The following is a 25,179-nucleotide window of genomic DNA, read 5'->3' as shown; positions in this document are numbered from 1 at the left end:
GTGCCGGGACAGTACTACGAAATCACAAGTGATTTCTGTACTGCTCCCTCCCTACGCGGGTTTATTTTGATTATTTGATTCACGTTTTTTACGAACTGTATTTACAAGTACAGTAAGAGCGTCTTTTACTTCATCTTCTTTACGTGTTTTTAAGCCACAGTCTGGGTTAACCCAGAATAGTGAACGATCAATTTGTTGTAAAGAACGATCAATCGCTGTAGCGATTTCATCTTCTGTAGGGATACGTGGACTATGAATATCATAAACACCTAAGCCAATACCTAAATCGTAGTTAATATCTTCAAAATCTTTGATTAAATCACCATGGCTACGTGATGTTTCAATTGAGATAACATCAGCATCTAATTCATGGATAGCATGGATGATTTGACCAAATTGAGAATAACACATATGCGTATGAATTTGCGTTTCATCTTGTACTGAAGATGTTGCTAATTTGAATGAATTTACTGCATCTGCAAGATATTGTTCATGGTATTCAGAACGTAATGGTAAACCTTCACGTAAAGCTGGTTCATCTACCTGGATTACTTTTATACCCGCTTCTTCTAGCGCTAATACTTCTTCGTCAATGGCTAAAGCGATTTGGTCTTGAACGACTTTACGTGGTACATCTACGCGTTCGAATGACCAATTTAAGATAGTTACAGGGCCAGTAAGCATACCTTTCACTGGTTTGTCAGTTAAACTTTGCGCATATACAGTTTCTTTGACTGTTAGTGGTTCAGTCCATTTTACATCTCCGTAAATTACCGGTGGTTTAACTGCGCGTGAACCATATGATTGTACCCATCCAAATTTTGTTACTAAGAAACCTTGAAGTTTTTCTCCAAAGAATTCAACCATATCATTACGTTCGAATTCACCGTGCACTAATACATCTAAACCGATATCTTCTTGGATTTTAATCCAACGTGCAATTTCACTTTCTAAGAAGTTATTATAGGCTTCATCAGAGATACGTTTGTTTTTCCAATCGGCACGATATTTACGTACTTCTTGTGTTTGAGGGAATGAACCGATTGTAGTTGTTGGTAAGTCAGGTAAGTGTAAGCGTGCGTCTTGTGCTTTTTTACGCTCAGGGAAAGGTGACTTACGGCTTGTCGGTACACTATCGAAGTCGTATTCTAGATTTTTGAATGATTGACTTTGGAAACGTTCATAACGTGCTTTCAATTCGTCATATTTTGCGCTGTCATTCTGATTGAATAGTCGACGTAGCGCGTCTAATTCGTCTAACTTTTCAGTGGCGAAACTTAAACCTTCTTCGATAGATTGCTCTAAAGTTTCATCATCTAATGATACTGGAACATGTAATAAAGATGATGAAGGTTGGATAACGATATGTTTTGCGTGTCCTTGTAACGTTTCGATTAATTTTTTCTTAGCTTCGATATCTGCAGCCCACACGTTACGGCCATCAATAATACCTGCATATAATGTTTTAGATGAATCGAAGTCACCTGATTCAATTTGTTTTAAGTTATAACCGTTGTCGTGTACAAAGTCTAATCCTAAACCACCAACTGGTAATGAACTTAAGAATTTAACATTGGCACGTTCGAAGTAAGTTTGAATGACTAATTTGTCAGCTAAACCTGCTTTATCAAAGTAGTCATAAGCTTCTCTAGTAATAGCTTCATAAGTTTCGCTTTCATCAGTAACTAATACTGGTTCATCAACTTGGATATAAGCTGCACCAGCGTCAATTAATGATTGAAGCACTTCTTTATATAAAGGTAATAGTGTTTGAACTTTCTCTTCGAATGATTGATGTCCACCTTTAGATAATTTTACAAACGTAATAGGACCTACAATCACAGGGTGAGCGTTAACGTTAAGAGATTTCGCATAGTTAAAGCGATCTAATAAAATGTTGTGGTTCACTTTAGGTTCAACATTATCCCATTCAGGAACAATATAGTGGTAATTCGTGTTGAACCATTTAATGAGTGCACTCGCGACATGTTCTTTATTACCGCGTGCAATATCGAATAATAAATCATCGTTAACTTCGCGACCTTGGAAACGTTCAGGGATGATGTTGAATAATAATGATGTATCGAGAATATGATCATACAATGAGAAGTCACCAACAGGTACACTGTCTAAATTATAATTTTTTTGTAATAGTAAATTTTCTCTATGTAGGTCACTTAACTTTTGATCTAATTCTGCTTTATCGATTTTTTTAGCCCAATAGCTCTCGATGGCTTTTTTCCATTCTCTTTTTCTACCTAATCTTGGGAATCCTAAATTTGAAGTTGTAATTGTTGTCATGATATTGCCTCCTTGTTTTGGGTAATTGCTTTGGAATATGCTGCGAGTTCTAATGAATAATCGATACGTTGGAATGGTGTGATAATGTATAAACCATTGAAATACTCATGCACTGTATCAATCAATTCTTTAGAAAGTCTCAAACTTAATGCTTTTGTTTTTTCTTTATCATCTTTTACTGCTTTAAATTGGCTTAATACGTCTTCAGACATTTTAATACCAGGCACTTCGTTATGTAGGAAAAGTGCATTGTTATAGCTTGCGATAGGCATGATACCTATAAATAGAGGGACATTAAGGTGTTTCGTCGCCTCATATACTTCTTTAATTTTTTCTTTGCTATACACTGGTTGTGTAATGAAGTAATTCATACCGGCAGCTACTTTTTTCTCAAGGCGTTTTACTGCACCGTCAAGTTTGCGTACATTAGGGTCAAATGCACCAGCGATGTTGAAGTTTGTATGTTTCTTCAGCGCATCACCATCAGTATTAATACCTTGATTGAATCTTAATGCTAATTCGGTTAATCCTTTTGAATTTACGTCATAGACATTCGTGGCACCGGGTAGGTGGCCTACTTTTGAAGGGTCACCTGTAATCGCTAAAATTTCATTAACGCCAATAAGCGATAAGCCAAGTAAGTGTGATTGCAAGCCAATCAAATTACGATCTCGACATGTAATATGCACGAGGGGTTCAATGTTATAACGTTGGCGTATGATGCTCGCTGCAGCGATATTGCTAACACGAACAGTAGCAAGTGAATTGTCAGCGAGGGTAACAGCATCAATGTTCGCTTCGTCAAGTTTGCCAATATTCTCAAAGAAGAGATCTGTATCTAAATGTTTAGGTGTATCAAGTTCGACAATAACTGTTGGTCTGTTTTTAACTTTTGTTGTTAAATTATGTTTATAAGTATGTGTGACTGCTCGATTTGTCTGACGATTAATCGGAATGACGTTTTTATTTTTAACAGGCTTTAAATCTTTTACAGATGATTTGATATACGCAATGTGTTGTGGTGTTGTGCCACAACATCCTCCAATTAATCTCACACCCTCATTAATAAGTTCTTGTGCGACATCTCCGAAATATTGTGCGTTATCGCTATACTTAAATTCGCTATTCTCAATATCCAGTAAACTTGCGTTTGGATAGCATGATAAGTAAGCCGTTTCTGGTAACTCAATATGTGAAAATGAGCGTTGCATATGGTGTGGACCGTGATGGCAATTTAATCCAACAGCATTGGCGCCACAGGCAACTAGTTGCTGTAAAGCTTTATTGATTTCAGTGCCATCGACTAAGTAATTCGTATTTGAAGCGGTCAATTGCGCAATGATAGGGATATCGTACTTTCGACGTGTTGTTGTAACAATATTTGTCAGTTCTTCTAAGTCGTAGTAAGTTTCGAACAATAACCCATCAACACCTTCTTCAACGAGTGTATCGATTTGATTTTCAGCGTGATACTGAATGGTGGACAAAGGCAATTCCTCTTGCTGTAAACTTCTGAAACCACCTACTGTGCCAAGTATGAAAGTATCAGGTCGTGCGGCACGTTTTGCGATGGCTACAGCTGCCTTATGAATGTCCTTTACTTTATGTTCCAAGCCAAAGCGTCTTAGCTTTTCAAAGTTAGCACCATACGTGTTGGTCTGGATAATATCGGCACCGGCCTCTATATAAGAACGATGTATAGACTCTACTTTTTCTGGATGTGTTAAGTTATAAGCTTCTGGACATGTATCTAAACCCTCTGAATAGAGAATTGTTCCCATTGCACCGTCAGCTACTAAAACGTTGTTCTGTAATTGATTCAATAATCGACTCATTGAAAGCCTCCTTTAATGCGTAGTTGAGGTCAGCAATTAATTCTTGAGGTTGTTCTAGACCTACGCTTAATCGGAATAAGCCAAAAGTAATGCCACGTTCATTTCGAACATCTTCAGGAACAGCAGCATGTGACATTGTGGCTGGATGAGATAATATCGTTTCTACACCCCCAAGACTTACTGAAACTAGGGGTAAAGTTAAAGCATCTACAAAGTCTTGTGCTTTCGTTTCATCTTTTAATCGGAATCCAATCACGGCACCACCGCTATTTGCCTGTGATAAGTGTAATGAACTGTTTCCTGGATAATATACTTCGGCAATTTCTTCTCTTTCTTTTAAAAATGCTACAAGTTTCTCCGCATTTGATGTTGATTGTTTAAACCGCACAGGTAATGTTTTTAAGTGTTTGGCTAATGTCCAACTATCATGTGTTGACAATGCAGTGCCCGTACCATTCTGTAAAAGATATAATGCATCAGCGACGTCTTTACGATTTGTAATGGCAGCGCCTGCGATAATATCGCTGTGGCCACCTAAAAATTTAGTAGCTGAATGAACCACAATATCAGCGCCAAGTGAAAGTGGTGATTGACCCAACGGTGTCATAAATGTGTTATCTACTGCTAAAAGTAAGTGATGACGTTTAGCAATCGCTGCTACTGCACGTATATCTGTAATTTTGAAACAAGGATTGGATGGTGTTTCTACGTAGATGAGTTTGGTATTCGGCTGAATCGCACGCTCAATTTCTTCAGGTTGTGTAGCATTAACAGTCGTAAATTGAATATCAAAGCGATTTAAAATTTGTTCTGTAAGTCTGAATGTGCCACCGTATACATCATCAGGAAGAATGACGTGATCATTTGCTTTTAATGTTAGTAATACAGCTGAAATTGCTGCGATACCTGAGGCGTACGCAAATGCATATTGTCCTCCTTCAAGTTTCGCTAATTTCTCTTCAAGAAGTTGGCGGTTTGGATTGCCACTTCTGGCATAATCAAATTTTGTATTGCCACCAAGCACTTTTTGATGAAATGTTGAAGAGTCATAAAGTGGTGGGTTAGCTGAATCGTAATCTACACCTCTGTGTTCATCAAAAATAACTTCGGTTTCTTTTGATAAGCTCATGAAATCACTCCTACTTTAGAATTCTCCAATGCTCGTAAAATATCTGACTCAATGTCGTTATAATCTTCAATACCAATAGATAAGCGTATAAGGTGTTCATCTATGCCACGTTTATCTTTTTCTTCATCCGGCATATCGACATGCGTTTGTGTGTATGGGAAAGTAATGAATGTTTCTGTTCCACCTAGACTTTCTGCAAAGATACAGATTTCTAAATTTTCCAAAAATTTAGCAACGCTAAAGTCTTTATTTAGACGTAAACTCAGCATGCCCGTTTTACCACTGTATAGCACTTCGTCTATAGCACTAGAAACTTTACATCGCTCGGCTAACTTCTTAGTGTTTGCTTCTGACCGTTCAATACGTAAATGTAATGTTTTTAAGCCACGTTGTAATAAATAACTATCGATAGGAGACAATGTTGCTCCAATCATGTTATGCAATTGCCCAAGTTGCTCAGCTAATGATTCATCTTTAACAGATACAACCCCAGCCAATACATCATTGTGACCGCCAATATATTTAGTTGCTGAATGGAGTACAATGTCTGCACCGTCTTCTAAAGGCGTGGATAAATAAGGTGTTAAAAATGTGTTGTCGATAATTGTTAATAGATCATGCTGTTGACTTAAGATGTAATAAGGTTCAACGTCAATTTCGATCATTTGTGGATTCGAAATAGGTTCTATGAAAAGTGCTTTTGTATTGGTCGTAATAGCGTTAACAACTTCTTCATAATTTAGGAAATCAACATATTTAAATTTGATACCATATTGTTTTTCATAAAAGTCAAATAATCTAAATGTACCACCATATAAGTCGAAAGCGACTAATATTTCATCACCTGGTTGAAACAAGTTACATATGAGTTGTACTGCAGCCATGCCACTTGAAGTGGCAAATGAAGCAATGCCTCCTTCTAATTTCGCAAAGGATTCTTCAAATGCAGAACGTGTTGGATTCTTTGTTCTTGTATAGTCATAGCCTGTTGACTGACCAAGGTGAGGATGCTGATATGCAGTAGACAAATAGATAGGATTGGCTATTGCGCCAGTAATATCTTTAGTTAATGATATTTGTGCTAATTGAGTATCTTTCATGTCAAATCCTCCATTCATTTTTTGTCTAATAAAAAAAGCTTCCGTCCTTTAAACCCGATATGCATCGGATGTAAAGGACGAAAGCCTGTTTCGCGGTACCACCTTTATTTATTACTTTATTGCTAAAGTAACCTCAAACAGTACGCCATTTTATGAATAAAAGTGTACTGAGATAGTGGACGCTAATTTAATCGTTATGTAACGCTTTAGTCGAATGAAAGGGACACATTAAAAAACTCATTTAACTTGATTATAAGTAAATGAGTATTAACGATGATTAGCGACGTCTAGAATTCCAGTACGCCATTAAACAATAAATGTTAATACTGTATCGCTATAACGGGCGAACCCGTTGACACCTCGTATTGGCATCAACACTCAAAGGCCATTTTCAAACTTTCTTTCAATGTCTCTTCTCAGCTTTGGAGACTCTCTGTATTAGCAGTGTAAGTTCTACTTTCCTTATTACAGTGTGTAATTTGTGTTTTTTAAGTTAATTCATAGCTTACAGACCTAAATTACATTTGTCAACAACTTTTCTGAAAATTAAAATTATAAAGGTAATTCAGAAAACGCTTTAAGTATTGATAGCATAGCGATAATTGTATATAAAAAAATTTAATTTTTTCATTACATTTGTTTAATTTACTTGTTAAACCTATTCTATATTTTTTAAAATAAATAAGTACTAAAAAATGCGCGCCATTGAATTTATAGTGTAAAAGTAAGTTTGTTGTGATTGTAAAAGACTAGTTCTTAGATAATGCTTCAAATACGATATCAATAATGGCTTAGAGAGGTGAAAATAGTGAGTCATAAGCAAGATGAGCGATTGGCGATAAGTCAAAATGAACAAATTCAAAAAATTGATCTTTCTAAAATTAAAGCTAATCCATATCAACCTCGTAAAACATTTGACGATGATAGATTGAGTGATTTAGCAACGTCAATACAAACTCATGGTGTATTACAGCCCATTGTATTGCGTCAGACTGTACAGGGCTACTATATAGTAGTTGGCGAAAGACGATTAAGAGCATCTCAATTAGCAGGGTTAACCGAGATACCTGCCATTATTAAAGAATTGTCCGATTCTGACATGATGGAATTAGCAATTATCGAGAATTTACAAAGAGAAGATCTCAATGCCATTGAAGAAGCTGAAAGTTACCAGCGCCTCATGAATGATTTAGGATTAACACAACAAAAAGTAGCGGAACGACTAGGCAAATCACGACCATATATCGCAAATATGCTAAGATTGCTAAATTTACCCAAAGACATTTCGAATCAAGTCAAAGAAGGTGCGTTATCTAGTGCACATGGACGCACGTTGTTAGGCATTAAAGATGTCACTATGATGAAAAAGATAAGTCAACAAGCCATACGTGAAAATTGGAGTGTTAGATATCTTGAACAGGTTGTAAATGAATTACAAGACGGTGGGCAGTATAAAAAAAGCAAAGCAACAACGCAAATAAAACCTAAATTCATTCAAAAGCAAGAACGTCGACTGAAAGAAAAGTTTGGGTCTAAAGTAGACATTTCAACTAGCAAGAATATAGGTAAAATAACATTTGAATTCAAAACAGAAGAAGAATTTAAACGACTCATTCAAAAACTCAATGACGAAGTATGATACGTAATCAATCGTATTGATAGAGTGATATTCTATGAAAGAGTGAGTTAAGATGTGTTACATCTTAGGCTTTGCCAAGGAAATAAGTAATAAAATAAAGCTTAAGACGGATACATATTGCGCAATAAATGAGTATAATAATTTAATTATAAAAAAGTTGAATAGGGAGGTTACTATTACATGAATCAGGTCAAAAATGTATTGTCTTCATTATTTGAACCGTTAACTAAAATAGAAACATATGAAAATTTAGCTATTAAAATAGCATTAATTATCATATATATTATTGTTGCACTTATCGTCATAGCAATATTAAACAAAGTAATTGAACAAGCATTTAAAATTCAAAATCGCAGTAGCAAAGGCAATAAGAAACGTTCTCGAACGCTTATTTCTCTTGTGCAAAACGTAGTGAGCTACATTATTTGGTTCATTGTGATTACTACTATCTTAAGTAAATTTGGAATTAGTGTTGAAGGTATCATCGCTAGTGCCGGTGTCGTCGGTTTAGCGGTTGGTTTCGGTGCTCAAACGATTGTTAAAGATATCATAACTGGTTTCTTTATTATATTTGAAAATCAATTTGATGTTGGGGACTATGTTAAAATCAATAGCGGTGGTACAACAGTAGCAGAAGGAACAGTAAAATCTATTGGCTTAAGATCAACGCGAATTAACACAATCACTGGTGAATTAACGATTTTACCAAATGGTAGTATGGGAGAAATTACTAATTTCTCTATTACCAATGGTTTCTCTATAGTAGAAATTCCGGTATCTGTAGAAGAAAACTTAGACAAGGTAGAAAAGCGTCTAAATAAACTATTTACTGCAATGCGCAGCAAATATTACTTATTTATCACTGATCCAGTCGTAGAAGGTATTGATTCGTTGGATGAAACTAAAGTAACGTTTAGAATATCTGCTGAAACCATTCCAGGTGAAGGTGCATCCGGCTCAAGAATATTACGTAAAGAAATTCAAAGAGTATTTGTTCAAGAAGGTATTAAATTACCACAACCAATTTATATTAAAAATAATAATCAACAAGGAAAATCTTAATTATTATTGAGGGGTAATTTCATGACGTCAAATTATGGAATAAATGATATAGTAGAGATGAAAAAGCAACATGCATGTGGAACTAATCGATTTAAAATTATTCGTATGGGTGCTGATATTCGCATCAAATGTGAGAATTGCCAACGAAGTATTATGATTCCACGTCAAACGTTCAATAAAAAATTAAAGAAAATATTAGTATCAAATCAAGATACTGAAGGTTAGGAGAATGATTAATGGCTTTAACAGCAGGAATCGTAGGATTACCGAACGTAGGTAAATCTACCTTATTTAATGCAATAACTAAAGCGGGAGCGTTAGCCGCTAACTATCCATTCGCAACAATTGATCCAAACGTAGGTATCGTAGAGGTACCAGATTCACGTTTAAATAAATTAACAGAAATGGTTGAACCTAAAAAAACTATTCCTACAACTTTTGAGTTTACTGATATTGCAGGTATTGTAAAAGGTGCTTCTAAAGGTGAAGGATTAGGAAACAAATTCCTTTCACATATTCGTGAAGTAGATGCAATTTGCCAAGTTGTACGTGCATTTGATGATGAAAATGTAACGCACGTATCAGGACGCGTAAATCCTTTAGATGATATTGAAGTTATTAATATGGAATTAGTATTAGCAGACTTAGAATCTGTTGAGAAACGTTTGCCTCGTATTGAAAAAATGGCGCGTCAAAAAGATAAAACTGCTGAAATGGAAATGAGAATTCTGTCTAGAATCAAAGAAGCACTTGAAAATGGTGATCCTGTACGTAGCTTAGACTTCAATGAAGAAGATCAAAGATACGTTAACCAAGCACAATTACTAACGTCTAAGAAAATGTTATATATTGCCAATGTTGGAGAAGACGAGATTGGTGATGAAGATAACGATAAAGTAAAAGCAATTCGAGAATATGCAACGAAAGAAGATTCTGAAGTTATCGTTATTAGTGCAAAAATCGAAGAAGAAATCGCTACATTAGATGACGAAGATAGAGAAATGTTCTTAGAAGATTTAGGCATTGAGGAACCAGGACTAGACGTACTTATCAGAACAACATATGATTTATTGGGTTTATCAACATACTTTACTGCAGGTGTACAAGAAGTGCGTGCTTGGACATTCAAACAAGGTATGACAGCACCACAATGTGCAGGTATTATTCACACTGACTTTGAACGTGGATTTATCCGTGCCGAAGTGACAAGTTATGATGACTATGTTGAGCATGGTGGCGAACAAGGTGCTAAAGAAGCGGGTAAACAACGTTTAGAAGGTAAAGAATACATTATGCAAGATGGCGATATCGTACACTTTAGATTTAACGTTTAATAATCACATCTAATTATTTATAGCGATATGCATAGTAAAAATTAAATATTTGATAAAAAAATAAAAAGCAATGTAAGTTTCGCTTGGCTTGAGTGACAGGAGACTTACATTGCTTTTTTATATTGTTTATTTCATTATATCTTAAAAGAACGGTATAACTTTACTAGCTTCAATAATATCTTTGGTGCTAAAAAACTGTTTACCTTCTCCAGTGTAAGCAGGTTCTAGAATCATATTGGCTTTCGCACAATATAACCATTCTGGATTGATACCGCAATTTAAGACTTCTTGAAATTCTTGAAAATCTTTATTCCAATCTAAATCTAATTGCATGTTTTACACCTCGACTATATTATAGAACAAGTGTTCGTAAAAATAAAGTGCTATGTATAAATTTTTTAACTAGTAAACCAATCAGCAGTAACATTCGCATCTAAGTAATTCGCATCAACGTTTTGGTTTAGCTCAGGGGCATAGTAACTATCTGTGTATTGCCATAAAACTTTCTCTCTATTAGGTTCTTGCGTTTGATAAGCTGCTAACCAATAACCATCATAGGCACTTACAGCATTCGGAACGTTGTTGGTCATAAAGTTCTCATAAGAATAAAATAATACTTTTTTATTCCCTGCAAGTTGTTTCATTTCATCAGCCCAAGCTTTTGTAGCAGTGTCAGCATCACCAGAAGTGATTGAATTTTGTTCAAAATCATTTACATAGAATGAAGCTTTAGGTGCACGACTATAAAGCGTTTGAGCTTCATTTCGAGCATCATCAGCATTTTCATACAGGCTATATGAATAGACGCCGAATTTCATATTATTTTTATCTAATAAAGCTGAATTATTCTCCAAACATTGATCAACATATTCTGAACCATATTGACCTCTGATAATGATGAAATCATAATCTTGCTTTAGTTGTTTAACTTGTGCATCCGTTAAGTTTCCTTGCCATTCTGAAATATCTAACACACGATCACCATTTTGTGTTGTGATTGCTTTAGATTTTGTTGAAAAGGTTGAACGGTTACTAGTAGCGTTGTTTTGTTCATTGGGATGATTTTTTAGATATTTTTGATATCCATACCCCATCGTTCCTTTTTGGCTACCTTCAGTCTGTTCAGAAGCGTTTGCATTTAACGCACCTATAGAAGTTGCCATAATAGTTAAACATGCAATAGATGATGTTGTTTTCTTGAACATTTGAGCTCTCCTTTAGATATTTTATTTTTTTAAAATAATATTAATATGCAAAATGCAGTTGTGATGTTAGTACAAAAACTAATGATTCTCAACTTTATAATTGACACGATACATATGTAGAAAAATAAGGTTATGAACAATGTAAATTAGCGGTACAGATGCTGAATAAAATATATTGTAAAAAGTAATACTCTGTGCTATAATCCTTGATTGTGAGTAATGAAAATTATTCCTTGCTTATCGTTAGTATTCGATAGGCCGCATAGACCACAAGGAGGTGCAAGTATAAAATGAGAACATATGAAATTATGTATGTCGTACGTCCAAACATTGAAGAAGATGCTAAAAAAGCAGTTGTTGAACGCTTCAACGGTATCTTAGCTTCAGAAGGATCAGAAGTTTTAGAAGAAAAAGACTGGGGTAAACGCCGTCTTGCTTATGAAATTGAAGATTTCAAAGAAGGTTTCTATAACATCGTACGCATTAAAACTGATAACAACAGAGCTACAGACGAATTCCAACGTTTAGCTAAAATCAGTGACGATATCATCCGTTATATCGTTATCCGTGAAGATCAAGATAAGTAATAAATTAATGGGGGCGTTTTAATGATAAACAGAGTTGTATTAGTAGGTCGTTTAACTAAAGATCCAGAATACAGAACCACTCCCTCAGGCGTAAGTGTAGCGACATTTACTCTAGCAGTTAATCGTACTTTCACGAATGCTCAAGGGGAACGCGAAGCTGACTTCATCAATGTTGTTGTATTTAGAAGACAAGCAGAGAATGTGAATAATTATTTATTCAAAGGTAGTCTAGCTGGCGTTGATGGTCGCATACAATCACGCAGTTATGAAAATCAAGAAGGTCGTCGTATCTTTGTTACTGAAGTTGTAGCAGATAGTGTTCAATTCCTTGAACCTAAAAATGCTCAAGGTGGCCAACGTAATCAAAGTAATAACAATGATTTCCAAGACTACGGTCAAGGATTTGGTGGTCAACAATCAGGACAAAATACGTCTTACAATAACAATAATTCATCAAACAATAAACAATCTGATAATCCATTTGCAAACGCAAACGGACCGATTGATATTAGTGATGATGACTTACCATTCTAATAACAAAATGAACGTATAAAAAAATATTCCAAAGGAGGTAATTAACCATGGCAGGTGGACCAAGAAGAGGCGGACGTCGTCGTAAAAAAGTATGCTATTTCACAGCAAATGGTATTACACACATTGACTATAAAGACACTGAATTATTAAAACGTTTTATCTCAGAACGCGGTAAAATTTTACCACGTCGTGTAACTGGTACTTCAGCTAAATATCAACGTATGTTGACTACAGCTATCAAACGTGCTCGTCATATGGCTTTATTACCATATGTTAAAGACGAAAACTAATATATAGGTATTGGTTAAACCCCGTAGGCTTAAGGCTTATGGGGTTATTTTTTTGTGCTTTGAATTTTAGGGAAAGGATAGAAAAGGGATATAATAATAATTTTACATAAAGCACTTAGTAGTACTACACAAAAAAATCCCCACCAATACTAAATTGATAATTTAGCTTGAAGGGGATTTAATATTATAAATACTAATATTTTATTGTCATTAAATCATTATTTTAAATGATCAACGGCATATTGTGCTTCTTCTTCAGTGAATTTGAAACCATCTTTAGAAGACAACATATCCTTAATATCTGATTTAGAAGTATCGCCATTCTTAGATAAAGATTTGGCTCTTTCTAGTGCATTCTCTTTGTAGTCTACTTTTACATTATCGGCAGCATATTTTGCTTCATCTTCTGTGAAATCGTCGTATTCTACTAACTTATTATAAAGTTCACTTTTTGATTCGATAGAGTCTTGCATATATCGTTGGGCATTTTTTAATGCATTCTTTTTAAAATCCGTCTTCAAATGTTTCATTGCGTAATCTGCTTCATCTTTCGTAAATTGACGCCCATCCTTAGACGTAAGTTCGTCTTCAAGTTGCGATTTTGAAGAATAAGATTGGTCACTGATATGTTTTGCTGTTTCTAACGCATTTTCTTTATAGTCAATTTTTGCATGCTTCATCGCATAATCTACTTGTTCACTAGTAAATTGACCTGAATTTTCATCATTTTTAAGATAATCAGTTAGTTCTTTTTTCGAAAAATGTAAGTTATCACTACTTTCTTCTGCAGTTTTTAACGCATTTTCCTTATAATCTACATCTTTTAAATGATTAACGGCATATTTAGCTGTACTAGAATTAAATTTATCACCACTACTAGAAGTCAATTGGTTATAGATACCTTTTTTAGACATGTACATCGATTTAGCATAAGTTTCAGCACGTTGCAAAGCTTCTTCTTTATCATTCCCGCCAGCTTTACGAGAGTTACCTTCTTGTTTGGATTCATGTGTTGCATTTTCACTATCACTTGATGAAATTGAGTCTGAGACTTTCATAAAAATCACACAAGCTGCTAGTATTAATATAATTAAAATAACTAGACAGCCACAACCGGCGCCGCATCCAATAAGCCAATATTTCCCTTTATTAGAACTATTGAAATCATCGTTTTGAGTACTTTCATTATTACTCACATTTTCATTTTTATCTTGATTATGTATATTGTTTTCTTGTGATTGTTCTTGGGATGAATTGGTATTATTTGGTGGCTCTTCATTAAATGCCATTAAAATATCCTCCTTGTAGTTGGTTAACACTAATTACAATCATACATAAATTAAAATTTACATACAATAGCTATAAAATTTATTTTGTGACATTAATTTAAATTCAAGTCATTATATCGCAATTAATTTTATTTAAAAAGAAAATTATGATAAAAAAGCCTGTCATACACTAAATATATAGTATGACAGGCATTTAATAGAAATTATAAACGAATATCGATATCGTCAATTTGCTGTTGATATTCTTTGTATTTACTTTCGACTAACATTTGATAAGGTGTGTCAAAGAAGTCTGCGAGAATCATTGCATCTTTAAACTTAGGTTCATGTTGATGATTTTCCCATTCCCATAATTGATGGGGTTCATAATGTGTACCATATTTTTTATTAATTAATTCTGTTAATTCGTTAATTTCAAGATTTCGTTTAGTTCTTAAATTAAAAAGTGTATGTGAACTCATGAAATATAACCTCCTAAAAAACAAGTTTGAATTTAAATTGTTTTTACTTACTTTCCAATTCTTTAATTATAAGTAAATAATTTGAGTCTTTTATATACAACCTAAGTTATTTAACTATACTAGTCTTGTTCACAATAATTATCAAGTCTTTTAGCTGATAAATATTAATTATGTTATCTTTATTTCAAGAAATATAAATGTAGGGGAAATTTATAATGAAACTATTTGATTCGCATTTTCATATCATTGATTATGATTTTCCGGTGAAGGAAAATAACGGCTATATGCCTCCATCATTTAAGGTTAATGACTATTTAAATCATACTCAGCAATTAAATGTTGTTGGTGGCGCAATTGTATCAGGGTCATTTCAAGGATTTGACCAAGATTATTTAATATCAGCTTTAAATCAACTTCAGGGTCAATTTGTTGGGATAACGCAGCTACCTGCATCTACATCTGATGATGAAATTCTTCGATTACATGATGAAGGAGTTAGAGGTATTCGATTTAATGTTAAACGTGGTGGGTCTGAAGATATAGCGCTTATTAAGACGTTTGCACAAAGAGTCTATGATTTAGTTGGCTGGCATTCTGAAATATATATTGAATCCAAACAATTAAAAGACTATAAAGAAATTATAAGTTCGTTACCTAAAGTATCAATCGATCATCTTGGCTTGACCGTAGAGGGTTTTGAAGATTTAAAAGCATTAGTCAAACAAGGTGTTTATGTTAAAGCAACAGGATTTGGACGTATAGAAGTTGAGCCTATTGCAGTCATTAAGGAACTGATTGACATTAATCCTGATGCCATTATGTTTGGTACAGATTTACCTTCCACGCGAGCAAAGCGCCCTTTTAGTGAACAAGATATTGAGTTAATTCAAAAGCATTTTGATGAAGAGACACAAGAGAAGATCTTTTATAAAAATGCATTAAAATTTTACAGAATTTCAGAATGAAAATCGAATTTGTAGTAGTGGAAAACGAATATATAAATTATCCATAATTTTTATAATGAGATTTGATATAAGTTTAAATAAAAATATAATAAAATTATATGCTAATGTTTATTCATATTGATGCGTGGTATATATAAGAAGTATACAAAAATAGAAGATGTAAGGAGAGTTCTGAATATGGGCTTTATTGTTATGTTAATAGTCGGAGGATTAATCGGCTGGGTTGCCGGTATGATCATGGGTAAAGATATCCCAGGTGGTATCATCGGTAACATCATCGCTGGTTTAATCGGTTCAGCTGTAGGTAGTAAATTGTTAGGTACTTGGGGACCTGTATGGGGTGGCGTACCAATCATTCCAGCACTAATCGGTGCAATTATTGTTATTTTCGTTGTTTCTTTAATTTTAAAAGCACTTAGAAAATAATAGCAATATTAAGAGAGCTACTTTAATAGTAGCTCTCTTTTTTAGTTTAATGAAATTTTAATTAATTAAAGCCTGATGGTTATGAATATCTTCAAAATCATAGTTCTTTATAATCTCACATCCTAGTGGATGTCTACCATTATCAACGTGCTTATTAACTTCTTCTAATACTTCCAGAATTTCATACTCAGGCGTTTCAATATTAAATGAATACCTAAATATATGTCCGTGGTCCGATTTAACAGTTGCCATGAGTTCGTCGTTTACCATTTTATAACCTAGTAATTCCATTATTGATTCCCCTCCAATAAGTGTGATTACTTAGTTATAATGTAGCATGTAAAAATGCATGATGACAGTAATTTTACTTAAATGTTAATGATTATCATTTCACTTATCTTTTTGAGGGGGGTATATTTTAAAAGTAGCTAAAATTGGGCATAAAAAGAGGGTGACGTCGGGTTAAGGCGTCACCCAGGAGTATTATGTTCATGAATATAAAAGACTTTGTAGTTATTATTTAACTACACCCTAATACTATCATGTTACCTACTGTAATGACAATAAAAAGTGCTTAAAATATAAAAAAATTTCGTTTAGTACTAATATTTGTAAAAAGTTATATTTAAGTTATTTATTAAACTTAAAATGATTGTGTCGCTTATTAACATTTAGACTACGCGTAGACTTACATATTTATATAAGTTATGGCATAATTTTTATAATATTTGATTGAAGAGGGTGTATATATGGATCGAATAATAACGTTTATTACTATTACGTTACTTATTATCATTGTGCCTGGTCCAGACTTTTTGATTGTCATGAAAAACACAATCCATTAGGGCAAACTAAATGGTTCTATGGCAGCTTTAGGTATTACCTCTGCTCATATCATTTATTCATCGTTAGCTGTATTGGGAATTGTATATATTCTTACAAGTTTATATTATGTATTTTTGATTATAAAAATTCTAGGTGCCTGTTATCTGATTTATCTAGGCGTACAAAGTATTCGTTCAGCTTGTCAGTCGATGAACTTTAATACGGGTGGTAATAAAGTCAATGATGTGAGTTGTTTTACCTCATATCGACAAGGCTTTCTAAGCACAATTTTGAACCCTAAAGCGTTACTTTATTATGTGAGTGTTTTACCGCAATTTTTGTCAACTGGCGGCATTGAAGTGAAATCACAAGTAGCCATTTTATCTTTAGCAGTCATTATGGTTATCTTAATTTGGTTTTTATTCTGTGTATTTGTATTTCAATATATTAAATTATTATTCAGTCAGCCTAAAGTAAAAGCTATATTTGATTATACTGTAGGTTTTATTTTAATTGGATTATCAATTAATTTATTATTAAGCAAGAGTAGATAAATTTCAGTAAAGGATTGTAGTATATGAAATTATATTTAGTGAGACATGGAGAATCACAATCAAATTATGATAATAAACATAATCGAGCTTATTTCTGTGGCCAATTAGATGTGCCATTAACCAAGAAAGGTATTGAAGGCGCAAAAAATTTGGAAAGCTACTTTAAAGACAAACATATTGATCATGTTTATATATCTGATTTAACTCGAACACAGGAAACCTATCGTTATATCTTTCCTTATGACATACCTTCTACTATCACTTCATTGCTTCGAGAACGTTCTTTAGGAGTATTTGAAGGTGAGTATAAAGATAAGTTAATGCAAGATGCGCAATATCATCGTTACTTTAACAATCCTGAATATAAAGATTTTCGTCATAGTTTCACTCAAAAAGCGCCTATGGGTGAAAGTTATAGAGATGTATATAATAGAGTTCATCAATTCTTTGGACAAATGAATATGAGTGACGATGAAACAATTGTAATCGTAGCACATCAAGTAGTTATTCGTTGTATATTTGCATATTTCAATGTAATTGGTGAAGAAGAAGCATTAGATTACAATGTCGAAAATTGTAAACCATACTTTTTAGAAGTATAAAATGTATAATAACAATTGATTAACACGCAAAAATCCAAACCGCATATTTTAACGGTTTGGATTTTTATGTGCCTAGAAAAGTATGTCAGTCACAACATTTTATTTATCTAAAACGTCAGATTTAATATTTTTATCGTCTAGGAATTTTTGAATTTTATCTTGTTGTTTACCATTTACATCACCTGCATAATGTGTAGGCACATCGACAACGTTAATTGTATTTTGTGGTTCATAATTAAGCTGCTCAATGCTCTTATCTACATCTGCGATTGTGCTATTTAAGGCGTGGAAATAATTAATAATACGCTCAGTGTTTTCCTTATACCCAGAAGGTAAGGTATTGTTTTTAACGAATTTTTTGAAATGTAAATCATTTTTAACAGCTAAGTTTGATAATTTGCTGAGCTTTTTAGCTTGTTTATCAGTGATTCTTGTTTGTCCTGTACTTTGTCGGTCAATTTGACTTTGCATCACGTATTTATTATCTAAAATATCGCTATTAACATCTAAATATTTTTTAATGGCTTTATTCATTTCATCTTCGCTAAGTTTTTGGTTCTCTTTATTTGAAGTGAAAATATCACTTTCTGTTAAATTTTTAGCGTGTTTTGGTGCATTAACGCCATTACTATGATGGTCTGTTGTATCATTATCATCCTCAGGTGCACAAGCGCTTAATGTTAGTAATAATGATAAAAAGAGACCTATTAATATATTCTTCTTCATAGGTTTATAAATCTCCTTTATTAGTAACGCAACTATAATTTTACATAATAATAGATTATCATTTATCGAAAAATAATTGAATGTTAAGTACTTAAATTCATAGCCATCTATGAACAATTTGTGGCATTTATCTAGTTACATAGTTTGTAAATCGGCTAAAAGATTATCTAGGATTTTATGGGTTATAGGTAACTTTTTTAATTTTCTCTTATTAATTAGTATAAGTGATTCACTATTTTTAAAAAAATACTAATATAAATTCTTTCAGATTGGCTCATCTCATTGTAAAGTTGTGTTAATGTTTCGGATTGTGAAGCGAATTGAAGTAGCGTATAGACTTTACTGTAATGAGATGATGGATTTACAAGTAGCTTCAAATTACTCAATTGTTCTTCTGAAATTAGGGAAAGAGATTCGTGACATACAGTGACCTCCAACTGTACAAACATAGATTAGCAAAGATAAAGTGAAAGTTACAAAAAAACAGAGACGCTCGTAAAAAACGTCTCTGCTTTATATGAAGATATTTGATAGGTTAAGTGTTTAATATGGATAAATGTGAAGTAAATAAACTTCTAACATATCCTAAAAAGATTATTAATTTCTAATGATATAATCAAATGCATTTAATGCCGCATTGGCACCGGCACCCATAGAAATAATAATTTGTTTATTTTTCTGATCGGTAACGTCGCCAGCAGCAAATATACCTGGAACGTTTGTATTGTTATTACGGTCAATAACAACTTCGCCACGGTTATTTAGTTCTACTGCATCACCAATCCAACTTGTATTTGGAACTAGTCCGATTTGAACGAAGATACCATCTAAACTTAATTCTTTCATTTCGCCAGAATTTAAATCTTCGTAACTAATACCAGTTACATGATCTTCACCTAATACTTCAGCAGTTCGTGCATTAGTGTGGATATCTACGTTTGATAGTGAACGTAAACGATCTTGTAATACAGTGTCTGCTTTAAGTTCTGATGAATATTCAAATAAAGTAACATGTTTAACAATTCCTGCTAAGTCGATAGCAGCTTCAACACCAGAGTTTCCTCCGCCGATAACTGCAACGTCTTTGTTTTCAAATAAAGGACCATCACAGTGAGGGCAGAAAGCAACACCTTTATTGATTAAACGATCTTCACCAGGAATGTTAAGTTTACGCCAGCTTGCACCTGTTGAAATAATAGCGGTTTTAGTTTCTAAAACTGCATTATTTTCAAGTGTGACACGAATAGCTTGGTCTGTCTTCTCGATATTAGTAGCACGGATGCCTGTCATTGTATCAATATCATATTCTTCAATATGAGCAGCTAAATTAGCTGAGAATTGAGAACCTGTTGTTTCTTTTACAGTGATAAAGTTCTCGATGCCAGCAGTATCATTAACTTGACCACCAATACGGTCAGCAATAATACCTGTACGTAGTCCTTTACGAGCTGTATAAATTGCGGCACTACCACTAGCTGGACCACCACCGATGATTAAAACATCATATGGATCTTTACCTTCAAATTCAGAAGCATCTTGTGTACTGCCTAATTTAGTTAAGATATCTGAAATAGTCATACGTCCATTGCCAAATTCTTCACCATCTAAGAATACAGCTGGGACAGCCATGATATCTTCTGATTCTTCACGGAATACAGAACCATCAATCATTGTATGAGTGATATTAGGGTTAACAACACTCATTAGATTTAATGCTTGAACAACGTCAGGACATTTTTGACATGTCAAACTAACGTAGGTTTCAAAGTTGTATTTACCTTCTAAACCTTTAATTTGATCAATAATTGATTGTTTCTCTTTAGGTGCACGACCACTTACTTGTAAAATTGCTAATACAAGAGAATTAAATTCATGACCTAATGGAATTCCGGCAAACGTTACGCCAGCTTCTTCATCAGGTTTGCTGACTGAGAAGCTTGGTGTACGTTTTAATTCTTTTTCTACGATTGTTATATGTTCAGACATTTCAGCGATTTCATCTAAAAGTTCTTTAAGTTCTTTAGATTTGTCGTCAGAACCGATACTAGCCCTGAATTCTACATCGCCTTCCATTAGTCCTAAAAGTTGTTGCAATTGTTGTTTTAAATCAGCATTAAGCATTCTTTAATGCCTCCTTAAATTTTACCTACTAAGTCTAATCCTGGTTGTAATGATTCAGAACCTTCTTCCCATTTAGCTGGGCATACTTCACCTGGATGTTGACGTACATATTGAGCGGCTTTGATTTTATTTACTAATGTGCTTGCGTCACGGCCAATACCATCTGCATTAATTTCAGCTGCTTGAACAACACCGTCTGGATCAATGATGAAAGTACCACGTTGAGCTAAACCAGCTTCTTCATCTAATACATCAAAATTACGAGTGATTGTTTGAGAAGGGTCACCAATCATTTGATATTGGATTTTACTGATTGCATCTGAATGATCATGCCAAGCTTTGTGTACGAAATGAGTATCAGTTGATACTGAGAATACATTTACACCTAAGTCTTGTAATTTATCATATTGGTTTTGTAAATCTTCTAATTCAGTTGGGCATACGAATGAGAAGTCAGCTGGGTAGAAACATACTACGCTCCAAGAACCTTTTAAATCATCTTGGCTTACTTCTTTGAATTCGTCTTTTTTAGGATCATAAGCTTGCGCTGTGAATGGTAGAATTTCTTTATTGATTAATGACATAACTTAAACTCCTCCTGATTATCATGAATATTAATTAGAACTACATAATAATTATTGCTTGTTTATAATAATTCTAATTTCTTAAATATTATTATTACATGCTACTTCTTATTCGTCAACTTAATGCACTTATAACTATTGAAATGTTGATTTAACATTGTTCAAATAGGTTTTTTGAATCATATGTTGAGAAAGTAAATATGTGTTTAAGTTTTAGTGTTTACTTTGAAAATGTTATTTTAAAAGTGCTTATGAATATCAATTAACTTTTTCCATTCTCAACTAAACATATGTTTTTGATAATAAATAATATGAATAATTAAAAAGACGGAATAGAAATCAACATTAATGATGAAGGTTTCATATCCCGTTCAACAATGGCTAATGTATGGGTTAGTTCTTTATAACTTAAATAGTCAGTTAATCAATAACTTTAACTGTGACAGATCCTACTCTATCATAGTCAGCAGTATAAGTACCTTCTTCTAAATTTAAAGGAGAAATGAAAGTTCCAGATGAAATAAATTGTCCTCTTTTTAATGATTTACCATGAGAATGTAATTTTTTGTTTAACCATTTTACTGATTCAATTGGGTTGCCAAGCACTTCACTAGAGTTACCTGTTTCAATTTGGTTATCATCCTTGAATAACTTTAAATTAATATCAGCAAATGCCTCGTAATCAAGAGGTGTGATACGTTCACCAACCACAATAAGTCCAGTAGCTGTATTATCAGAAATTAAATCACCTAAAGTGAAATTTGGGAACCAATCTTTATAACGTGCATCGGGAATTTCGATGCCTGGTGCGACTTTTACGCTTTCTAATATCGTTTGTGTATCAGCATCTTCAGGTAAATCCGCAGTTAATTCGAAAATAATTTCAGGCTCCAATAGTGGTGCAAATAACGTTGTAAGAGACACACCATGACCGTTTTCTACGACTTGATGAGATAAAATAGTACCGTATGCTGGTTCATTAGTGTTAGCAATTGCTTGAGTTGCAGCACTCGTCATACTAACTTTATAACCTTTAATAGGTACATTCTTCTCGGCTTGAATTTGATGGATAAGATCATCTTGTGTTTTGTAAGCTTCTGGTTCAGTTAGATTATATGTTTTGCTTACAAATTCGATAGGTTCTTTTGAAATGTATGCTTGAAATAAGGCATTTGATACTTCTTTGTTTGCTTGACTCATGATACCTCTCCTTAAATATCTGAAAATTGTTACTATTATGATAACTATAAAATTATTATCATGCAAATGTTTTACGGAAGATAGTTAAACCTTTATAAAAGCAAAATGAAATATAAATTGTTACGATGTAATAAATAGACTTGAAGGAGTAGATACCATGTCAGACTATGTTTACGATTTGATGAAAAAACACCACTCAGTGAGACAATTTAAAGATAAAGCACTAAGTGATGAAACAGTTCAAAAGTTAGTAGAAGCAGGGCAAAGCGCATCAACGTCAAGTTACTTACAAACATACTCAATTATAGGTGTAGATGATCCTGAAATTAAAAAACAATTGAAAGAAGTTTCAGGACAGCCATATGTTGTCGATAATGGCTATTTATTTGTATTTGTTTTAGATTATTATCGTCATAATTTAATAAATGAAAATGTAGACTTTGATATGCAAACGTCTTTTGAATCGGCAGAAGGATTATTGGTAGGAGCTATTGATGTAGCATTAGTTTCTGAAAATGTTGCTTTAGCTGCTGAGGATATGGGTTATGGTATTGTTTACTTAGGTTCACTACGAAATGATGTTGCGCGTGTCAAAGAAATTTTAGATTTACCTGAATATGCTTTTCCATTATTTGGAATGGCTGTTGGCGAGCCAGCAGATGATGAAAATGGTGCACCTAAGCCACGTTTACCGTTTGAGCATGTATTTCATAAAAACGTTTATAATAGCAATGCTAAAGAACAAAGAGAAGCTATTCAGAAATATGATGAGAAAATCAGTGAGTATTATAAAGAACGTACGAATGGAAAGCGTCAAGAAACATGGTCACAACAAGTTGCTGGGTTCTTAAGTGGTAAAACACGTTTAGATATGTTGGAAGAGCTAAATAAATCTGGGTTAATGAAAAAATAAGCTATTAATAAAAAAGCGTAGCTAATGGTTACAATTGTTCGAAATAAACATTGTAATGTTTTAGCTACGCTTTTTTTAAATATTAATTTGTTGATAAATCTCCATATTCATTTGAATTGAATTTATCTTTATCCATATTACCTGTAAGTTTTGCAGTTCCAGTACCTGCTAATATTGAATCATTAACGTTAAGGGCAGTACGTCCCATATCGATAATTGGTTCTATTGAAATAAGTACCCCTGCAAGTGCAACTGGTAGATTTAAAGTTGATAATACTAAGATAGATGCGAAAGTTGCACCACCGCCGACACCAGCTACACCAAATGAACTGATTATAACAACGCCAATTAATGTAAGAATAAATGGTAAATCAATATCTACATTTGCAACTGGTGCTACCATAATGGCTAACATAGCAGGATAAATTCCCGCACAACCATTTTGACCTATTGATAAGCCGAATGATGCTGAGAAATTAGCGATACCATCTGGTACACCTAATCGTTGTGTTTGAGTTTGAATGTTTAAAGGTAATGCACCAGCGCTTGAGCGAGAAGTAAATGCAAATATAAGCACTTCTAAAGTTTTCTTAACGTAACGCACTGGATTGATTCCCATTACTGCTAATAATATTAAATGGATAATGTACATTGTGATTAATGCTGCATAAGATGCAATCATAAATTTACCTAAGGTCCATATCGCTTGAAAATCACTCGTAGCGATTGTAGATGCCATAATCGCGATGATACCATATGGTGTTAGTCTTAAAACGAATGTAACGATAGACATTACTAATGCGTATATAGCATCGATGCCGCGTTTTAACAAACTACCACTTTCTGGTTGTTTGCGAGCAACACGTAAATATGCAAATCCTACAAAGATTGCAAAGATAACCACTGCAATTGTAGAAGTTGTTCTCTGACCAGTGAAATCTAAGAATGGATTGCTAGGTAATAATTCAAGAATTTGCTGTGGTAACGTATTAGCAGTCAGATCTTTAGCTTGGCTACTAATTTCGCTTCCTCTTGAGTTTTCTGCACTACCTAAATCAATGCTTGAGGCATCAAGTCCAAATACAATGGCATAAAAAATTCCTACTATAGCAGCAATAGCTACAGTACCAATTAAAAACATAAAAATATAAGTACCAATTTTAGCGAATTTATCACCAATTTGTATTTTACTGAATGCTGACACAATTGAAATGAATATAAGTGGCATTACAATCATTTGTAACAAAGCCACATACCCGTCTCCCACAATACTAAACCAGTCAGTAGTTGTTTCAAGTACTTTGGAGTTTGCTCCATAAATAAGATGTAACGCTATACCAAACACAATTCCCAACCCTAATGCGGTAAATACTCTTTTAGGGAATGAGACGTGCTTTCTAGACATTATGAATAACCCAATTAAAAACAATATCATAACGACAATATTAATAACTGTAAAAAAAGTCCCCATAATTAGTCTCCTTTGAATATTCTAAT

25 protein-coding genes, 1 pseudogene and 1 other annotated feature are annotated in these 25,179 nt (G+C 33.6%); of the genes and pseudogenes, 12 read left to right on the top strand and 14 right to left on the bottom strand.

All coding sequences use genetic code 11. From position 1 onward, the window contains the following. Nucleotides 1-51 precede the first annotated feature (51 nt). The 4 genes from metE to HMPREF2737_RS09915 are packed head-to-tail and all read right to left on the bottom strand — an operon-like array spanning nt 52 to nt 6,365. Complete coding sequence (gene metE, locus HMPREF2737_RS09930) at nt 52-2,301, bottom strand: 5-methyltetrahydropteroyltriglutamate--homocysteine S-methyltransferase (RefSeq protein ID WP_037551806.1); 2,250 nt, start codon at nt 2,299-2,301, stop codon at nt 52-54. After that, nucleotides 2,298-4,136, bottom strand: a complete 1,839-nt coding sequence (locus HMPREF2737_RS09925) for a bifunctional homocysteine S-methyltransferase/methylenetetrahydrofolate reductase (RefSeq protein ID WP_037551804.1) — start codon at nt 4,134-4,136, stop codon at nt 2,298-2,300. Before HMPREF2737_RS09925 ends, metE begins: the two co-directional genes overlap by 4 nt. Next, entirely contained in the window at nt 4,090-5,265 is a 1,176-nt protein-coding gene (gene metC / locus HMPREF2737_RS09920; protein WP_037551802.1) for a cystathionine beta-lyase MetC, read from the bottom strand. Before metC ends, HMPREF2737_RS09925 begins: the two co-directional genes overlap by 47 nt. Continuing rightward, a complete protein-coding gene (locus HMPREF2737_RS09915) occupies nt 5,262-6,365 on the bottom strand; it encodes a PLP-dependent transferase (RefSeq protein WP_037551799.1) in 1,104 nt (367 codons plus the stop codon). Before HMPREF2737_RS09915 ends, metC begins: the two co-directional genes overlap by 4 nt. A 70-nt stretch (nt 6,366-6,435) precedes the next feature. Then, nucleotides 6,436-6,843: a binding site (T-box leader), on the bottom strand. A 330-nt stretch (nt 6,844-7,173) separates the two neighbouring features. Here HMPREF2737_RS09915 and HMPREF2737_RS09910 point away from each other — a divergent pair. From HMPREF2737_RS09910 to ychF, 4 genes are all read left to right on the top strand, one after another. Continuing rightward, on the top strand, nt 7,174-8,004 hold the full coding sequence (locus HMPREF2737_RS09910) for a ParB/RepB/Spo0J family partition protein (protein WP_037551797.1): 831 nt from the start codon (nt 7,174-7,176) through the stop codon (nt 8,002-8,004). Between the two features lie 180 nt (nt 8,005-8,184). Then, nucleotides 8,185-9,066, top strand: coding sequence for a mechanosensitive ion channel family protein (locus tag HMPREF2737_RS09905; protein WP_037551795.1), 882 nt, complete (start codon nt 8,185-8,187; stop codon nt 9,064-9,066). Between the two features lie 21 nt (nt 9,067-9,087). Beyond that, nucleotides 9,088-9,291: a DUF951 domain-containing protein gene (locus tag HMPREF2737_RS09900; RefSeq protein ID WP_011276871.1), complete on the top strand. Its 204-nt coding sequence runs from the start codon at nt 9,088-9,090 to the stop codon at nt 9,289-9,291. Between the two features lie 11 nt (nt 9,292-9,302). Then, nucleotides 9,303-10,400 (top strand): redox-regulated ATPase YchF, encoded by a 1,098-nt coding sequence (ychF, locus tag HMPREF2737_RS09895; RefSeq protein ID WP_037551793.1) that lies wholly within the window; start codon nt 9,303-9,305, stop codon nt 10,398-10,400. 141 nt (nt 10,401-10,541) lie between these two features. On the opposite strand, the gene HMPREF2737_RS09890 is transcribed toward ychF, so the two are convergent. Then, nucleotides 10,542-10,733, bottom strand: a complete 192-nt coding sequence (locus HMPREF2737_RS09890) for a hypothetical protein (RefSeq protein ID WP_011276869.1) — start codon at nt 10,731-10,733, stop codon at nt 10,542-10,544. 65 nt (nt 10,734-10,798) lie between these two features. Further along, on the bottom strand, nt 10,799-11,605 hold the full coding sequence (locus tag HMPREF2737_RS09885) for a glycoside hydrolase family 25 protein (protein ID WP_037551792.1): 807 nt from the start codon (nt 11,603-11,605) through the stop codon (nt 10,799-10,801). Nucleotides 11,606-11,895: 290 nt separating this feature from the next. Here HMPREF2737_RS09885 and rpsF point away from each other — a divergent pair, with 290 nt between their 5' ends. The 3 genes from rpsF to rpsR are packed head-to-tail and all read left to right on the top strand — an operon-like array spanning nt 11,896 to nt 13,016. Further along, nucleotides 11,896-12,192 (top strand): 30S ribosomal protein S6, encoded by a 297-nt coding sequence (gene rpsF, locus HMPREF2737_RS09880; protein ID WP_011276867.1) that lies wholly within the window; start codon nt 11,896-11,898, stop codon nt 12,190-12,192. 21 nt (nt 12,193-12,213) lie between these two features. Then, complete coding sequence (gene ssb / locus HMPREF2737_RS09875; RefSeq protein ID WP_011276866.1) at nt 12,214-12,726, top strand: single-stranded DNA-binding protein; 513 nt, start codon at nt 12,214-12,216, stop codon at nt 12,724-12,726. Nucleotides 12,727-12,773: 47 nt separating this feature from the next. Next, nucleotides 12,774-13,016 carry a 30S ribosomal protein S18 gene (gene rpsR, locus HMPREF2737_RS09870; RefSeq protein ID WP_002447994.1) on the top strand — a complete coding sequence of 81 codons (243 nt, stop codon included), beginning with the start codon at nt 12,774-12,776 and terminating at the stop codon, nt 13,014-13,016. A 218-nt stretch (nt 13,017-13,234) separates the two neighbouring features. Here the strand turns inward: rpsR and HMPREF2737_RS09865 are convergent, their stop codons facing one another. Both HMPREF2737_RS09865 and HMPREF2737_RS09860 read right to left on the bottom strand, forming a co-directional pair. Further along, entirely contained in the window at nt 13,235-14,305 is a 1,071-nt protein-coding gene (locus tag HMPREF2737_RS09865; protein WP_052071618.1) for an Ltp family lipoprotein, read from the bottom strand. Between the two features lie 203 nt (nt 14,306-14,508). After that, complete coding sequence (locus HMPREF2737_RS09860; RefSeq protein WP_011276864.1) at nt 14,509-14,766, bottom strand: hypothetical protein; 258 nt, start codon at nt 14,764-14,766, stop codon at nt 14,509-14,511. A 215-nt stretch (nt 14,767-14,981) separates the two neighbouring features. On the opposite strand from HMPREF2737_RS09860, the gene HMPREF2737_RS09855 reads away from it, so the two are divergent. Beyond that, nucleotides 14,982-15,731 carry an amidohydrolase family protein gene (locus HMPREF2737_RS09855; protein WP_037551790.1) on the top strand — a complete coding sequence of 250 codons (750 nt, stop codon included), beginning with the start codon at nt 14,982-14,984 and terminating at the stop codon, nt 15,729-15,731. 177 nt (nt 15,732-15,908) lie between these two features. Then, nucleotides 15,909-16,157, top strand: coding sequence for a GlsB/YeaQ/YmgE family stress response membrane protein (locus HMPREF2737_RS09850; RefSeq protein ID WP_011276862.1), 249 nt, complete (start codon nt 15,909-15,911; stop codon nt 16,155-16,157). A gap of 57 nt (nt 16,158-16,214) precedes the next feature. On the opposite strand, the gene HMPREF2737_RS09845 is transcribed toward HMPREF2737_RS09850, so the two are convergent. Further along, nucleotides 16,215-16,448 (bottom strand): hypothetical protein, encoded by a 234-nt coding sequence (locus tag HMPREF2737_RS09845; protein WP_037551789.1) that lies wholly within the window; start codon nt 16,446-16,448, stop codon nt 16,215-16,217. A 458-nt stretch (nt 16,449-16,906) separates the two neighbouring features. Here HMPREF2737_RS09845 and HMPREF2737_RS09840 point away from each other — a divergent pair. Both HMPREF2737_RS09840 and HMPREF2737_RS09835 read left to right on the top strand, forming a co-directional pair. Beyond that, a pseudogene (locus HMPREF2737_RS09840) lies at nt 16,907-17,536 on the top strand (LysE family translocator). 23 nt (nt 17,537-17,559) lie between these two features. Continuing rightward, nucleotides 17,560-18,138 carry a histidine phosphatase family protein gene (locus tag HMPREF2737_RS09835; RefSeq protein ID WP_037551787.1) on the top strand — a complete coding sequence of 193 codons (579 nt, stop codon included), beginning with the start codon at nt 17,560-17,562 and terminating at the stop codon, nt 18,136-18,138. A gap of 99 nt (nt 18,139-18,237) precedes the next feature. Here the strand turns inward: HMPREF2737_RS09835 and HMPREF2737_RS09830 are convergent, their stop codons facing one another. The 4 genes from HMPREF2737_RS09830 to HMPREF2737_RS09815 all read right to left on the bottom strand — a co-directional run bounded on the left by HMPREF2737_RS09830 (nt 18,238) and on the right by HMPREF2737_RS09815 (nt 22,769). After that, nucleotides 18,238-18,864: an NDxxF motif lipoprotein gene (locus HMPREF2737_RS09830; protein WP_037551785.1), complete on the bottom strand. Its 627-nt coding sequence runs from the start codon at nt 18,862-18,864 to the stop codon at nt 18,238-18,240. Between the two features lie 597 nt (nt 18,865-19,461). Next, nucleotides 19,462-20,985 carry an alkyl hydroperoxide reductase subunit F gene (ahpF, locus tag HMPREF2737_RS09825; RefSeq protein WP_016931188.1) on the bottom strand — a complete coding sequence of 508 codons (1,524 nt, stop codon included), beginning with the start codon at nt 20,983-20,985 and terminating at the stop codon, nt 19,462-19,464. A gap of 14 nt (nt 20,986-20,999) precedes the next feature. After that, a complete protein-coding gene (gene ahpC / locus HMPREF2737_RS09820; RefSeq protein ID WP_037538531.1) occupies nt 21,000-21,569 on the bottom strand; it encodes an alkyl hydroperoxide reductase subunit C in 570 nt (189 codons plus the stop codon). Nucleotides 21,570-21,989: 420 nt separating this feature from the next. Continuing rightward, the gene (locus HMPREF2737_RS09815) at nt 21,990-22,769 is read right to left on the bottom strand and encodes a 2-keto-4-pentenoate hydratase (protein ID WP_037551780.1); all 780 of its coding nucleotides are present in this window, start codon (nt 22,767-22,769) and stop codon (nt 21,990-21,992) included. 157 nt (nt 22,770-22,926) lie between these two features. Here HMPREF2737_RS09815 and nfsA point away from each other — a divergent pair, with 157 nt between their 5' ends. Beyond that, nucleotides 22,927-23,682: an oxygen-insensitive NADPH nitroreductase gene (gene nfsA, locus HMPREF2737_RS09810; RefSeq protein WP_037551777.1), complete on the top strand. Its 756-nt coding sequence runs from the start codon at nt 22,927-22,929 to the stop codon at nt 23,680-23,682. An 82-nt stretch (nt 23,683-23,764) separates the two neighbouring features. Here nfsA and HMPREF2737_RS09805 read toward each other — a convergent pair whose 3' ends face one another. Next, complete coding sequence (locus tag HMPREF2737_RS09805) at nt 23,765-25,153, bottom strand: L-cystine transporter (RefSeq protein ID WP_037551775.1); 1,389 nt, start codon at nt 25,151-25,153, stop codon at nt 23,765-23,767. Nucleotides 25,154-25,179: the final 26 nt, after the last annotated feature.

It is taken from the genome of Staphylococcus sp. HMSC069D12 (genome assembly GCF_001810405.1).
GTDB lineage: Bacteria > Bacillota > Bacilli > Staphylococcales > Staphylococcaceae > Staphylococcus > Staphylococcus haemolyticus.
This window is presented reverse-complemented; position numbering and strand designations above follow the sequence as displayed.